Source organism: Flavobacterium sp. (assembly GCF_024305175.1).
Taxonomy (GTDB): Bacteria; Bacteroidota; Bacteroidia; order Flavobacteriales; family Flavobacteriaceae; genus Flavobacterium.
Genome location: NZ_JAMWYY010000035.1, coordinates 3,381 through 16,508, shown reverse-complemented (window position 1 = coordinate 16,508; position 13,128 = coordinate 3,381). Strand labels below are relative to the sequence as shown.

Here is a 13,128-nt window from a genome sequence, read left to right as displayed (position 1 = left end):
CAATTATTTTTTGCCGTAAAGTAAAGGCAATGCTAAAAATGAGAGCCCTCCTAAAAAAATTATGAATACTATCTGAGAGGTCCACACTATCCATCCAAAGGCTGTACCCGCCTGCAGCGGAACACCATACAGCTCTAAAATTGTAGCCAGCACAAACGGATATACGCCAAAACCACCGTTAGTAAATGTAATGGCAAGGCTGCCAATTACAAAAGCGGTTGCAACTGCCCCCAGGCTTACACCTGAAGTTTGCGGCAACGCATATATGGTAATATAGAACATGGCAACATAGGTAGCCCAAATGTAAAGCGAATGTAGCAGGAACGGCCACTTGTTTGGCATTTTAAAAACGCTTAAAGAACCCTCTACCAGCCCGTTTACTTTTATTTTAAGCTTTGCTACCCAGCCAAGGCGGGAGTACATATAAAAGAGTATTGCAGCAATAAAAAAGATAGCGGCAATACTGCCATAAAACAAAAGCTTTTCTACAGGCACAACCTCTGTAAGGTATGCTTTAAGGGTATCAAACTGTATAATAACTGTTCCTGTTACGCAGAGTGTAAGCAATATCAAATCGACAACCCTTTCAGATATTATGGTACCAAAGCCTTTATCAAAGGGCACCCCCTGATAATTTTTAAGTACAAGTGCCCGTGATACCTCGCCAGACCTTGGTATGGTAAGGTTAAGGAAATAACCAATGCTTACCGCAAAAAAGTTGGCAGCAAAAGGTGACTGGTAGCCCATGTGCGCCAGTGTGTACTTCCACCTGTAGGCTCTTGATATATAACCTGTAAGCGCCAAAAAAAGCGATATGGCTATGTAGGTATAGTCGGCATCTTTAAAATAGCCCGCCATTTCTTCGCGTTGCTGCGGCGTAAATTGGTTGTAGCTGTATATAATTAAAAAAACTCCCAACAAAAGTGGGAGTGTAATGCTTAATATCCTGCTTAGTTTTTTGTTCAAAACCTTATGTTAATGAGTTATCCTTTTCGTTAGGGAAAACAATAGAAGGCTTAAAGGTTTTCGCCTCTTCAAACTCCAGTATCCCATAAGAAATGATAATGATGATATCCCCTTTTTGCACTTTTCTTGCGGCAGGGCCGTTCAGTGTAATTTCGCCGCTGCCCCTGTTACCTTTAATCACATAAGTTTCAAGGCGTTCGCCATTGTTGATATTAACTATCGAAACTTTTTCTCCTTCAATAATATTAGCTGCATCCATCAGTGCCTCATCAATGGTAATGCTGCCTATATAGTTTAAATCGGCTCCAGTCACCGTTACCCGGTGTATCTTGGATTTTACAACTTGAATTTGCATGGCGCAAAGGTAATCAATTTAATGAAATATTGTCTATTAACCTCACATTGCTTAACATAACCGCAATAAAGCCGCGGTATTTTTTATTTTCTTTTACAGTTGCCGGCACCAGGGTATCTTCGTCGGCTATTTCAAAGTATTCAAGCTCAAACTCCGGGTGCTGCGCAAAAGCCTGCCCCACATAGTTTTTTACCTGCACAACATCCTCATTCTTAAACTTTTCCTTTGCTTCGTTAAGCACTTTATATATTAATGCTGCCTTTTCCCTGTCCTGCTCAGATAGCCTTTGGTTGCGAGAGCTCATGGCAAGGCCGTTTTGTTCGCGGGTTATGGGGCAGCCAATAACCTGTACCGGCATGTTTTGTTTCTCTACCAGCTTTTTAACTATCTGCAGTTGCTGAAAGTCCTTTTCGCCAAAATAGGCACGGGTGGGCTTTACATATTCAAACAGTTTTTTAACTATTGTGCCCACACCGTCAAAATGCCCGGGGCGGTGGCTGCCTTCCATCTGGTGCTCCAGCCCGTCAAAAGAAAACGATGCCGACTGTGTGTTGCCGCCATACATTTCATCTACCGAAGGGGTAAACACAATAATATCAGGGCTAACGGTGGCAATCTGTTTGATGTCGGCCTCAACAGTCCGCGGATACTTTTCAAGGTCCTCTGGGTTATTAAATTGTGTGGGGTTTACAAAAATGCTGATAACGGTAACGTTGTTGGCATCAACCGATTGCTTTAAAAGCGAGAGGTGGCCATTGTGCAACGCCCCCATTGTAGGGACAAAGCCAATTGAAGAACCATTGCTGATATAAGGTGCCAGGTGCGCCTCCAGATCGGCTTTATAATTGAAAATGAGCATTAAGTTTAAATTAAAAAACGGTGCTAAATTAATTATTTAGTTATAAACTGGCTAAAAATGTTTAATTTTGCATGCTTTAAGACCCAATTAAAAAAAATAATTTTTGAAGATGGAGGATAAGAGGATATTATATGTATCATCTGAAGTAGTGCCTTATTTGGCTGAGAATGAAGTTTCGTTGATGTCGTATGAAGTACCAAAAATGATTAATGACCAGGGCGGGCAAATCAGGATTTTTATGCCGCGCTATGGTAACATTAACGAGAGGAGGCACCAATTGCATGAGGTTATCCGCCTATCCGGTATGAACTTAGTGGTTAACGATATGGATATGCCGCTGATTATTAAGGTGGCTTCTATACCCAAAGAAAGGATACAGGTTTACTTTATAGACAACGACGAGTACTTTAAGCGTAAGGCTACCTTTACAGATGAAGACGGGGTTTTATATCCTGACAATGACGAAAGGGCCATATTTTTTGCCAAAGGTGTGGTAGAAACGGTTAAAAAGCTTAACTGGGTTCCGGATATTATACACGTGCATGGATGGATGGCCGGCATGCTGCCTGTATATATGAAGCATTATTATAAGAATGAGGCTCTTTTTGCCGATACAAAGATTGTAACATCTGTTTATAACCAGTCTTTTGACGGTAACCTGAATGAGGATATGCTTAAAAAAGTACTATTTGACGGTGTGCCGGAGCAAGATGTAAAAATGCTTGCAGAGCCTAATTACAATAATATAGTTAAAGCCTCTATAGCACACTCTGACGCTGTTATTATTTCATCAGATAACCTTTCTGCAGAATTGCAGGCAGCTGTAGAAGAATCAGGAAAGCCTTTCCTTCCGTACGTTTCTAAAGATAAATTTGCTGAAGCATATACTAATTTCTACAGAAATCAGGTTTTATAGTAAACTTTTTAAAAAAACCTATGACAAATTCTTTTTTCAGGACATTACTTTTTGCTCTAAGTATTGCTTTTTTTGCTTCATGCGATTATGAATATAACGACCTGGGGTCAGATATTATAGATGACGACATACACCACAACATGCTGCGTTATGAGGCAAGCGTGGCAGCATATGATGCTGCAACCGGCGCAGTGCAGGCCAATAACCTGCCTATAAACTCGCTTGGTGTGTATGATAACCCTGTGTTTGGCAAAACAGTTGCACACTATGTTACCCAGGTGCAGCTTGCAAGCGCAAACCCAACATTAACTAACCCGGTTATAGATTCGGTTTACCTTTATGTGCCTTACTTCAGCAGGTACGAAAGTACAGACGAGGATGGCAATAACACCTATTCGCTGGATTCTATATACGGAAACCCTGAAGCCCGCATAAGGCTTAGTGTTTATGAAAACAAATACTATTTACGTACTACAGACCCGGGTTCGGGCGATGCATCTGTACAGAAATATTACTCTGATGAAAGATCGCTTGTAGAAAACAACAGGGGAACTTTAAGGCTGAATGACGGGCCAGTAGCACAAAATGACGAATTTTTCTTCAGCAATGCCGAAATAGACCGTACATATCAGGAAGGCACAGAAACCAAAACGGCAGAAACTTTTCAGCCGGGCATGTTCTTATACCTTAACAAAGAATTTTTCCAGCAAAAAATATTAGACGCTGCAAGCGGCAACCTGTTAAACAACAATGTTTTTGTAGAATATTTCAGGGGGCTGTACTTTAACGTAGAGCAGATAGGCGACCAACAGGTAATGGCTATGCCACGTTTTGACCAAGGTAAAATAACCATAAAATACACCGACAACAAGCTTGACACAGAAGGCAACCCTACTAACGAAACCGAAAAGAAAACCTTAACGCTTAACCTTACGGGCAACAGCATCAACTTTTTCGATAATACGTATACCGATGCCTTTACCACGGCTATAACCCAAAATGACGATGCAAGTGGCGATGAGCGCCTTTATATTAAAGGCGGTGCAGGAGCTATGGCGGTGATAGATGTGTTAAGCCAGGAAGATATTGACCTGCTAAGGCAGGAGAGGGTGCTTATAAACGAGGCTAACCTTACTTTTTATGTAGATAAGCAGGCTATGGCCAATGCAAAAGAACCCATGCGAGTATATCTGTATGACCTTAAGAACAAAAGGCCGTTATATGACTACAGTATAGATAATACCAGCAATAATGCCTACCCTAAATATGGCAAATTTGTACATGGTGGCTTACTGAGCTATGATACAGACGGGCGCGGGCTTGGCTATAAAGTGCGCATTACCAACCACATCAATAATATTATCAATAAAGACTCCACTAACGTTAAGCTTGGTCTTGTGGTAACCGAAAATATCAACGTTACCAGCAATGCTTCGTTAAAAACACCATTTACTGCCGGCACTACCGAGGTTAAAACGGTACCGGTATCATCTGCTACGCATCCGTTTGGCACAGTGCTTTACGGCAGCAACAACAGTGTTCCTGAAGTGAAACGCCTTAAACTTGAAATATTTTATACTAAACCAAATTAATTATTAATCTATGTGTGGAATTGTTGGTTACATTGGGCACAGGGAAGCATACCCCGTTATAATAAAAGGGCTTAAAAGGCTCGAATACAGAGGGTATGACAGTGCAGGTGTTGTTCTTTTTGACGGCAACGACCTAAAGCTTTCCAAAACGAAGGGTAAGGTTTCAGACCTTGAAGCCAGGGCACAGGAAGAGATTTCTCTTACAGGCAATATAGGTATAGGGCATACACGCTGGGCAACCCATGGTGTTCCAAACGATGTTAACTCACATCCGCACTTTTCTAATTCAGGCAATCTTGTAATTGTTCATAACGGTATCATAGAAAACTATGAGCCGCTTAAAAAAGAACTTAAAAGCAGGGGCTATACTTTTAAATCGGATACCGATACTGAAGTTCTTGTTAACCTGATTGAAGATGTTAAGAAAAAAGATAACCTAAAGCTTGGCAAAGCAGTTCAGATAGCCCTTAACCAGGTTGTAGGCGCTTATGCCATTGCTGTTTTTGATAAAGAAAGGCCAAACGAAATTATAGCGGCGCGCCTTGGCAGCCCGCTTGCAATTGGCATAGGTAAAGATGAGTTCTTTGTAGCTTCAGATGCCTCTCCGTTTATAGAATATACATCTAATGCTATATATCTTGAGGATGAGGAAATGGCTATTATACGCCTGCACAAGCCGATGAAAATCCGTAAAATTAAAGATGACTCTTTAGTTGACCCTTATGTTCAGGAATTGCAGATGAACCTTGAGCAGATAGAAAAAAATGGTTATGACCACTTTATGCTTAAGGAGATATATGAGCAGCCGGCTGTAATTAAAGATACTTACAGAGGAAGGCTTCATGCCAATGAAGGGCTTATAAAGATGGCCGGCATTGAAGACAACCTGCAAAAGTTCCTTAACGCCGACAGGATCCTTATTGTGGCATGTGGTACCTCATGGCATGCGGGCCTTGTGGCAGAATATATATTTGAAGAATTTACACGTATACCTGTAGAGGTAGAGTATGCTTCAGAATTCCGTTACAGGAACCCGATTATCAATGCTAATGATGTGGTAATAGCCATATCACAATCCGGCGAAACTGCCGATACCCTTGCTGCAATTAAGCTGGCAAAAGAGCATGGTGCGTTTGTATTTGGTGTTTGTAACGTGGTAGGCTCATCTATTTCACGCGAAACGCATGCAGGTGCTTACACGCACGCAGGCCCGGAAATTGGTGTGGCATCAACAAAAGCATTTACTACGCAAATAACCGTATTAACACTTATTGCGCTAAGGCTTGCCAGTGCAAAAGGAACGCTTTCTAATTCTGCTTACCACAGGTATTTACAGGAACTGGAAATCATGCCTGAAAAAGTAGCGGAAGCGCTTGAAGTAAATGATAAAGTTCAGGCTATTGCCGAAATTTATAAAGATGCGCCTAATTGCCTTTACCTGGGCAGGGGTTATAACTTCCCTGTAGCGCTGGAAGGGGCACTTAAGCTAAAAGAGATTTCATACATTCACGCAGAAGGCTACCCTGCCGCAGAAATGAAGCACGGCCCAATTGCCCTTATAGATGAGCAAATGCCGGTTGTGGTTATTGCACAAAAGCAGGAGCACTATGATAAAATTGTAAGTAACATACAGGAAATAAAATCGCGAAGCGGTAAAATTATAGCTGTGGTTACCAGTGGCGACACCCAGGTTAGGGAGCTTGCCGACCACGTTATAGAGATACCAAGCACTGTAGATGCATTATCTCCGCTGTTAACCACCATACCGCTACAGCTTTTAAGCTACCATATTGCGGTTATGAGGGGCTGTAATGTAGACCAGCCGCGTAACCTTGCCAAATCGGTAACAGTAGAATAAACAAATAGATATTTTATACAGCAACCCGCAGCAAAACTGCGGGTTGTTTGCGTAATAAAAAAAGGCATTCTGAGGTTGTACCTTAAGAATGCCTTTTAAACACCAAAAACAAAAAATTTAACTAACCTTGTAATCCTTTTGTGTGCTAAACAAAATTCAAGATAATAACGCGGTGGATGGGGGCTAAATTGCCTTTCCAATTCATAATAATATGTTAATATTTTATAAGTAAGAAACAGAGAAATAGTACCTTCAGTTACGCTAAAGAAAACGTTTGCTTTTGGCACATGCTGCAATTTTTGAGTACTTTTGACATTCTTAACGCTAAATGAAATGAACGAAACTCCAAAGTTCGCCGTTATAGGCGGCGGAAGCTGGGCTACTGCTATTGCTAAGATGCTTTGCGTAAACGTACCTGAAATAGCCTGGTACATGCGTAACACCTATGCAATAGAACACCTTAAACTGCAAAAGCATAACCCTAATTACCTGAGTTCGGTAGAATTTGATACTAAAAAGCTTAGGCTTACCAATGATATAAATGAAGCGGTAGCATATGCCGACTACATTATTTTTGCCATACCCTCTGCCTTTTTAAGCTCGGAACTTGAAAACCTAACCGAAAGCCTTAATGGGAAAGTAATATTTTCGGCAATAAAAGGTATCGTGCCCGAAACCAGCCTGATAGTGGGTGAACATTTTCACCGCAAATATGACATACCGTATGAAAATATCGGTGTTATAACCGGGCCATGCCATGCCGAAGAAGTGGCTCTGGAGCGCCTTTCTTACCTTACCATAGCCTGTGGCGACCAAAAGAAAGCCAAGATAATGGGCAAACACCTTAACAGCCATTACATCAATACTAAAATATCAGATGATATTGTAGGTACCGAATATGCCGCCATGCTTAAGAATATTTATGCCATTGCAGCCGGTATTGCACATGGGCTTGGTTACGGAGATAACTTCCAGGCACTGCTGATGAGCAATGCCATCCGTGAGATGAAGAAGTTTATACGCAAGGTGCACAAAATGAAACGAAACATTAACAATTCTGCCTACCTGGGAGACCTTTTGGTAACAGGATATTCTGTATTTTCGCGTAACCGAATGTTTGGCAACATGATAGGCAAAGGCTATACGGTAAAATCGGCAATGATGGAAATGAGCATGGTAGCCGAAGGGTACTATGCAACCAAAAGTGCTTATACCCTAAACAGTGAGTATAAAGCAAAAACGCCGATTATTGATGCCGTTTACAGCATTTTATACGAAGGTAAAGATGCCAAGAGCGTATTCAGGAAACTAACGGAAAAACTCGATTAATACAGCCCACGATATGGACCACCTGATAGACCACCCCGGCATTATTGCCGTATTCTCTATAGTAGTTATTATTATGCTCCTGCTGGACCTTGGTGTGTTTAACAAAAACAGCCACGTGGTTAGCAACCGCGAAGCACTTATATGGTCGGTTGTATGGATCTCGCTTTCCATGATATTCAGCGGCGTGATATACTATCTTGTAGGCTGGGAGTCCTTTACCCAGTTCCAGAGTGCCTACTGGATAGAAAAGGCATTATCGGTAGACAACCTGTTTGTATTTATACTGGTCTTCGATTTCTTTAATGTGCCTAAATACCTGCACCACAAAGTGCTATTTTGGGGTATTATTGGTGCACTTGTATTCAGGGCGATATTTATATTTACAGGTGTTGAGCTTATCAATATGACTTACCTGCCCGAAATGACCATTTTCGGAATGGATGTAGAGATTAATGCCGTACTTACCATATTTGGTGTTTTCCTGCTGTTTGCGGGCATAAAATCATGGTCGGCACACGAAGACCCGGATGAAGACAAAGACTTCTATAAAAGCCCCGGAGCGCGTTTTATATACAAGCTTTTCCCCGTTACAAAAAACTTTGAGGGCGACCGCTTCTTTATTTTTGAGAACGGCAAGCGCATAGCCACTCCCCTGCTGGTGGTGGTAGCGGTTATAGAATTTACCGACCTTATTTTTGCGGTTGACTCTATACCTGCCATTTTTGCCATAGCACCCGATGACCCTTTCATACTTTATACATCAAACATATTTGCAATACTTGGATTAAGGGCACTTTACTTTTTGCTGGCTAACTTTATGCACATGTTCAGCAGGCTGCATTATGGCCTTGCCATAATCCTGTCGTTTATCGGGGTAAAAATGCTTATAGGGCCGTTCTACCACATTTCCTCTCCGGTATCGCTGGCGGTTGTAGGCGGTATCCTTATTGTATCGGTAATAACCTCATTTATGTTCCCTGTAAAAGAGAAGGAATAGCTTTAAGAAGCTTTAATCAAACAACATATAACAAAAACAGCGGGCAAAAATTGCCCGCTGTTTTTGTATTGCTTATTGACAGAATGTATCCGTTAAGGCTTCTGCCTTTCGGTTTCATCATCATTATCGGTATAAGAATCCGGTTCCGGCTTGGGCTTGGTTGTAAGCACCCTGTAAAAGAAATATACCATAAAGCAGGTAACTATACCCTGCGCAACCACCATAGTTATAATCGCTTCTGTTTTCATGAATGTACCCTCCCTTCTTTTCTTCTTTTAATAAATGCCCTGTACACCACTATGCAGATAAATGCAAACAGCGATACAAGTAACAGGCGCCCTAATGTTTTATAAAATACGTTATTTGTAAATTCGCCTTCGGCAATTTTATCGCCGGGTTTTACGGTTTGGCCTACGGCTACAACCGGGCTTTGCCCCTGCTTAAAGCCATAAGACTTATAATCGGTAAACGTTTGCACCTCTACCTTGTCAAGCTTTTTATTAAATACCTTTTTCTCGTTCTGGAAAGACATCTTCACAAAATCTGTCGAAACCGAATCTACCACGCCTGCCTTTGTTCCTGCGGCATCAAAGTTTTCAGCATAATAAGCATCGGCAAACCATTCCTTATTCTTGGTATCGTCGTTAGATAGTTTGGCTACCATATCGGGCACACTGGCAAAAAGCACCCAGCCCAGTAATAATGGTGTTACTATCAAAATTACATATTTAAAGAACACCGGCACTTTAATATCGGCACCCATGTTTATTTCTGCCCAGCCTTTGTTTATGCCGAATATCCAGGCAAACAATACTGTTTCTAAAAAGGCAAATACCACAAGGCTTACAGTACCCGCCCAGTAGTCATATTCGTCGAAAACGCCCTGGTTGAAAAAGAACACTGTAGGCAAACCCATTAAGAGGGCGATAAGCCCGAAAGACCATGCGCCTTTTTTGCCGCTCCAGTTAAACTCGTCGCGCATAAAGCCCATCCACGGCGTACCCATTGCAAGTGATGATGTAATACCCGCAAAGAACAGCAAGCCAAACCAAAAAAGCCCCGCAAATATGGCCAGCACTTCGCCCCATTGCTGGAACAGGTAAGGCATTGTCTGGAAAGCCATACCAAAGCCTGCATTCTGCAATACCCAGTCAAGCCCCAGGTAACCGGCAGCAATTGGTATTACAATAAGGCTGCCCAGTACTACTTCTACAAACTCGTTCATAAACCCGGCAGAAACCGCATTAAGCGCGACATCATCCTTAGATTTCATGTAGGCAGCATAACAGTGTATGGTACCCATACCTACAGAGAGCGTAAAGAATATTTGCCCTGCAGCGGCAAGCCAGACTGATGGATTGGTTAATGAATCGAACTGCGGCGTCCAGAGGAAGTTAAGCCCGTCCCACGCATTAGCTTCAGGAAACAGGTCCGAAGCGCCGTCTGTGCCCAGTGTTAAGCCTTTAAAGGCAAGTATAGCGCCGAAAATTATTAAAAGCGGCATACCGATTTTTGCCACTTTTTCTATACCGCCAAGCCCTTTAGAAAGTATATAGGTATTAAGCAGCAAACAGGCAATATAGAATATAACCGCCTCATACGGTATGCCTGTTGTGCTTACGCCGATAGTTGTATAATCGCTGAAAAAGCCTGCCACTTGCGACTGGTCCATCCCGCTGAAGGTACCTGCTACAGAGTGGTACACATAGCTCATTGTCCATGATTCGATATAGCAATAGTATGAAGCTACCGCAATATTGGTAAAAATACCAAAAACACCTATGTACTTCCAGATACGGCCTTTAGCCATAGTATCCAGGATGTAAGGCGTGCTGTGGTTGCCATACCTGCCCCCGTAACGGCCTGTAGACCATTCTATAAACAGTAACGGGATGCCCATTACCACAAAGCATACCAGATAAGGGATTATAAATGTACCGCCGCCGTTTTGCACTGCCTGAACCGGAAACCTGAGGAAGTTACCTAACCCGACTGCATTACCGGCCATGGCGAGGATAAGCCCCACCCGCGACCCCCACGACTCTGCTTTTGCTGACATAAAGGATGTTGTTTATTGGTTGAAACAGCCGTAAAGATAGAAAAAGTAATAGAAAAACAACCAAAAGCAAAAATTTAACCTGACAAAGCTAAACATCCGTACAGCTTTTTAACTATTTGCATGCAGTAACTTCATTTTAAGGACTTAAAACACCAATTGCGCCTTTACCTGATTTGGCTTACTTTTGCCTGTATGAAAACAGGGCTTTACTTCGGCACGTTTAACCCGGTACACATCGGGCACCTTATTATTGCCAACCACATGGCAGAATTTTCGGGGCTGGACCAGGTATGGATGGTGGTTACGCCACACAACCCCCACAAAAAGAAAAGCTCTTTGCTGGATGATTACCACCGACTGCAAATGGTGCACCTTGCCACAGAAGATTATGATAAAATACGCCCCAGCGACATTGAGTTTAAGCTGCCACAGCCCAATTATACTGTTAACACGCTGGCACACTTACAGGAAAAGTTCCCCATGCATGAGTTTTCGCTGATTATGGGCGAAGATAACCTGAACTCGCTGCACAAATGGAAAAACTATGAGGTGCTGCTGCAAAACCATGATATTTATGTGTACCCGCGCATAAATAATGAAACTGCCGAGCCCGGACTGCTTGCCCACCCGCGTGTGCACCGCATAGATGCCCCGGTTATAGAAATATCGTCAACGTTTATACGCAACAGCATTAAGCAGGGCAAAAATGTAAGGCCGCTGCTGCCCCAAAAGGTTTGGGAATATACAGAGCATAACCTGTTTTATAAAAAGTAACCCGCACCAATGTGCGGGTTTTTTGTTATGTTAATTTTTTTGTTAAATTTATCCAAATCTTTCCAATATGAATGAAATTAGCATTGAACATTTAGCCTATCTTCTTAAACAGGCAAAAGATAATAACCAACCACAACCCATCTTTTTTTTAGGCGCGGGGGCTTCCTCCACAGGTGACATACCATTAGCAGGCAAAATTGTTGAAAATATACTTGATGAGTACAAAGACAGTCCATTTATTAAAAGTTTACCTATTGAAGATAGAACCTACCCAAAATTAATGAATTGCCTTTTACCTGCACAAAGGGACGAACTATTAAAGAGCTATATCAAAAAAGCTAAAATAAATGTTACACATATTTATTTAGCACAGCTATTAAACGAAGGATATGTAGACTATATTTTGACCGTAAATTTTGATAATTTGATGCTTAGAGCATTAGCATTATATAACATATTTCCTGCCACATATGATATGGCAATATTGAAAGACTTAACCACAACTACTTTTAAAGAACGATCTGTAGTTTATCTGCACGGTCAAAATCATGGATTATGGTTATTGAACACACAGCAAGAAATGGATAAAGTAAAAACAATTGTGCCCAGAATATTTGACTCTATAAAAAATGGAAGGCCATGGGTATTTATAGGGTATAGTGCTGAAGATCCTATATTTGAGCACATAAAAAATCTTGGCCGTTTTGATAATGGATTGTATTGGGTAAGCTATAACAATCATCATCCTAGCGATAAAGTTCAAAAGTTTCTTTCCAATGCAAATACTAATGCTTTCCTGATCAAAGGGTATGATGCAGATTCTTTTATGTTAAAATTAAATTCTGAATTGAAATTGCCACAACCTAGTATTGTAGATAAGCCATTTACTGCCCTTAAAGAAATGCTTAATGAAATTGTTGATATTGATGATAAAGAACATTTTAAAGGTGTAAAAGAGCGGTTGAAAATTTCGAAAGAACAGGTAAGCGAAGCAATACAACAATTTGAGGCAGGAAATATTGTGCCTGATGAAGACTCTAAAAATGAAACACAAATCAACCTCTTGAAAAAGGAAATAATAAACCTGATAATTAATGAAGGTTATGACGAAAAAGTGATTTCAGAACTAGAAAGAAAAGCAAAAGATATAAATGACGAAGAAGTTAATAGTTTGCTTTACTCGCTTTACTCAGACTGGGGAATCGATATATCAGAATCAGCAAAAACTAAAACAGGGGAAGAAGCGGAACAATTATATCTTGAAGCTTTAAAAAAATACCAAAAAGCAATTGATACAAATCCAGACAACCATGAAGTATATAATAACTGGGGAGTTGGTCTAGCAGAATTAGCAAAAATCAAAACAGAGGAAGAAGCGGAACAATTATATCTTGAAGCTTTAAAAAAATACCAAAAAGCAATT

General features: G+C 41.2%; 12 protein-coding genes. 7 read left to right on the top strand and 5 right to left on the bottom strand.

The features are described 5' to 3' along the window. Positions 1-3: 3 nt before the first annotated feature. From Q0K96_RS09735 to panC, 3 genes are read right to left on the bottom strand one after another with little or no spacing between them, the layout of a single operon-like run. Positions 4-966: a lysylphosphatidylglycerol synthase transmembrane domain-containing protein gene (locus Q0K96_RS09735; protein WP_297333801.1), complete on the bottom strand. Its 963-nt coding sequence runs from the start codon at positions 964-966 to the stop codon at positions 4-6. A 4-nt stretch (positions 967-970) separates the two neighbouring features. After that, positions 971-1,321: an aspartate 1-decarboxylase gene (panD, locus tag Q0K96_RS09730; protein WP_297333800.1), complete on the bottom strand. Its 351-nt coding sequence runs from the start codon at positions 1,319-1,321 to the stop codon at positions 971-973. 13 nt (positions 1,322-1,334) lie between these two features. After that, positions 1,335-2,180 (bottom strand): pantoate--beta-alanine ligase, encoded by an 846-nt coding sequence (panC, locus tag Q0K96_RS09725; RefSeq protein ID WP_297333799.1) that lies wholly within the window; start codon positions 2,178-2,180, stop codon positions 1,335-1,337. Positions 2,181-2,289: 109 nt separating this feature from the next. Between panC and Q0K96_RS09720 the strand changes: the two genes are divergently transcribed. The 5 genes from Q0K96_RS09720 (at position 2,290) to Q0K96_RS09700 (ending at position 8,872) form a co-directional block, all read left to right on the top strand. Further along, on the top strand, positions 2,290-3,096 hold the full coding sequence (locus Q0K96_RS09720) for a glycogen/starch synthase (protein WP_297333813.1): 807 nt from the start codon (positions 2,290-2,292) through the stop codon (positions 3,094-3,096). Between the two features lie 20 nt (positions 3,097-3,116). Next, positions 3,117-4,688, top strand: a complete 1,572-nt coding sequence (locus Q0K96_RS09715) for a DUF4270 domain-containing protein (RefSeq protein ID WP_297333798.1) — start codon at positions 3,117-3,119, stop codon at positions 4,686-4,688. A gap of 10 nt (positions 4,689-4,698) precedes the next feature. After that, on the top strand, positions 4,699-6,546 hold the full coding sequence (gene glmS / locus Q0K96_RS09710; protein ID WP_297333797.1) for a glutamine--fructose-6-phosphate transaminase (isomerizing): 1,848 nt from the start codon (positions 4,699-4,701) through the stop codon (positions 6,544-6,546). Between the two features lie 333 nt (positions 6,547-6,879). Further along, positions 6,880-7,875 carry an NAD(P)H-dependent glycerol-3-phosphate dehydrogenase gene (locus Q0K96_RS09705; RefSeq protein ID WP_297333796.1) on the top strand — a complete coding sequence of 332 codons (996 nt, stop codon included), beginning with the start codon at positions 6,880-6,882 and terminating at the stop codon, positions 7,873-7,875. A 13-nt stretch (positions 7,876-7,888) separates the two neighbouring features. After that, complete coding sequence (locus Q0K96_RS09700; protein WP_297333795.1) at positions 7,889-8,872, top strand: TerC/Alx family metal homeostasis membrane protein; 984 nt, start codon at positions 7,889-7,891, stop codon at positions 8,870-8,872. Between the two features lie 92 nt (positions 8,873-8,964). Here the strand turns inward: Q0K96_RS09700 and Q0K96_RS09695 are convergent, their stop codons facing one another. Both Q0K96_RS09695 and Q0K96_RS09690 read right to left on the bottom strand, forming a co-directional pair. Continuing rightward, the gene (locus Q0K96_RS09695; protein WP_297333794.1) at positions 8,965-9,120 is read right to left on the bottom strand and encodes a hypothetical protein; all 156 of its coding nucleotides are present in this window, start codon (positions 9,118-9,120) and stop codon (positions 8,965-8,967) included. After that, positions 9,117-10,931: a sodium:calcium symporter gene (locus Q0K96_RS09690; protein WP_297333793.1), complete on the bottom strand. Its 1,815-nt coding sequence runs from the start codon at positions 10,929-10,931 to the stop codon at positions 9,117-9,119. The genes Q0K96_RS09695 and Q0K96_RS09690 overlap by 4 nt, the downstream gene beginning before the upstream one ends. Before the next feature lie 192 nt (positions 10,932-11,123). Between Q0K96_RS09690 and nadD the strand changes: the two genes are divergently transcribed. Both nadD and Q0K96_RS09680 read left to right on the top strand, forming a co-directional pair. Next, the gene (nadD, locus tag Q0K96_RS09685) at positions 11,124-11,705 is read left to right on the top strand and encodes a nicotinate (nicotinamide) nucleotide adenylyltransferase (RefSeq protein ID WP_297333792.1); all 582 of its coding nucleotides are present in this window, start codon (positions 11,124-11,126) and stop codon (positions 11,703-11,705) included. Between the two features lie 67 nt (positions 11,706-11,772). Beyond that, positions 11,773-13,128, top strand: a 1,356-nt coding sequence (locus tag Q0K96_RS09680; protein ID WP_297333791.1) for an SIR2 family protein, incomplete at its 3' end; no start/stop codon positions are given.

What these genes read in the sequence shown, in the direction of transcription:
- panD (WP_297333800.1), bottom strand. Translation starts at nt 1,321, where the DNA reads ATGCAAATTCAAGTTGTAAAATCCAAGATACACCGGGTAACGGTGACT.
- panC (WP_297333799.1), bottom strand. Translation starts at nt 2,180, where the DNA reads ATGCTCATTTTCAATTATAAAGCCGATCTGGAGGCGCACCTGGCACCT.
- Q0K96_RS09720 (WP_297333813.1), top strand. Translation starts at nt 2,290, where the DNA reads ATGGAGGATAAGAGGATATTATATGTATCATCTGAAGTAGTGCCTTAT.
- Q0K96_RS09715 (WP_297333798.1), top strand. Translation starts at nt 3,117, where the DNA reads ATGACAAATTCTTTTTTCAGGACATTACTTTTTGCTCTAAGTATTGCT.
- glmS (WP_297333797.1), top strand. Translation starts at nt 4,699, where the DNA reads ATGTGTGGAATTGTTGGTTACATTGGGCACAGGGAAGCATACCCCGTT.
- Q0K96_RS09705 (WP_297333796.1), top strand. Translation starts at nt 6,880, where the DNA reads ATGAACGAAACTCCAAAGTTCGCCGTTATAGGCGGCGGAAGCTGGGCT.
- Q0K96_RS09700 (WP_297333795.1), top strand. Translation starts at nt 7,889, where the DNA reads ATGGACCACCTGATAGACCACCCCGGCATTATTGCCGTATTCTCTATA.
- Q0K96_RS09695 (WP_297333794.1), bottom strand. Translation starts at nt 9,120, where the DNA reads ATGAAAACAGAAGCGATTATAACTATGGTGGTTGCGCAGGGTATAGTT.
- Q0K96_RS09690 (WP_297333793.1), bottom strand. Translation starts at nt 10,931, where the DNA reads ATGTCAGCAAAAGCAGAGTCGTGGGGGTCGCGGGTGGGGCTTATCCTC.
- nadD (WP_297333792.1), top strand. Translation starts at nt 11,124, where the DNA reads ATGAAAACAGGGCTTTACTTCGGCACGTTTAACCCGGTACACATCGGG.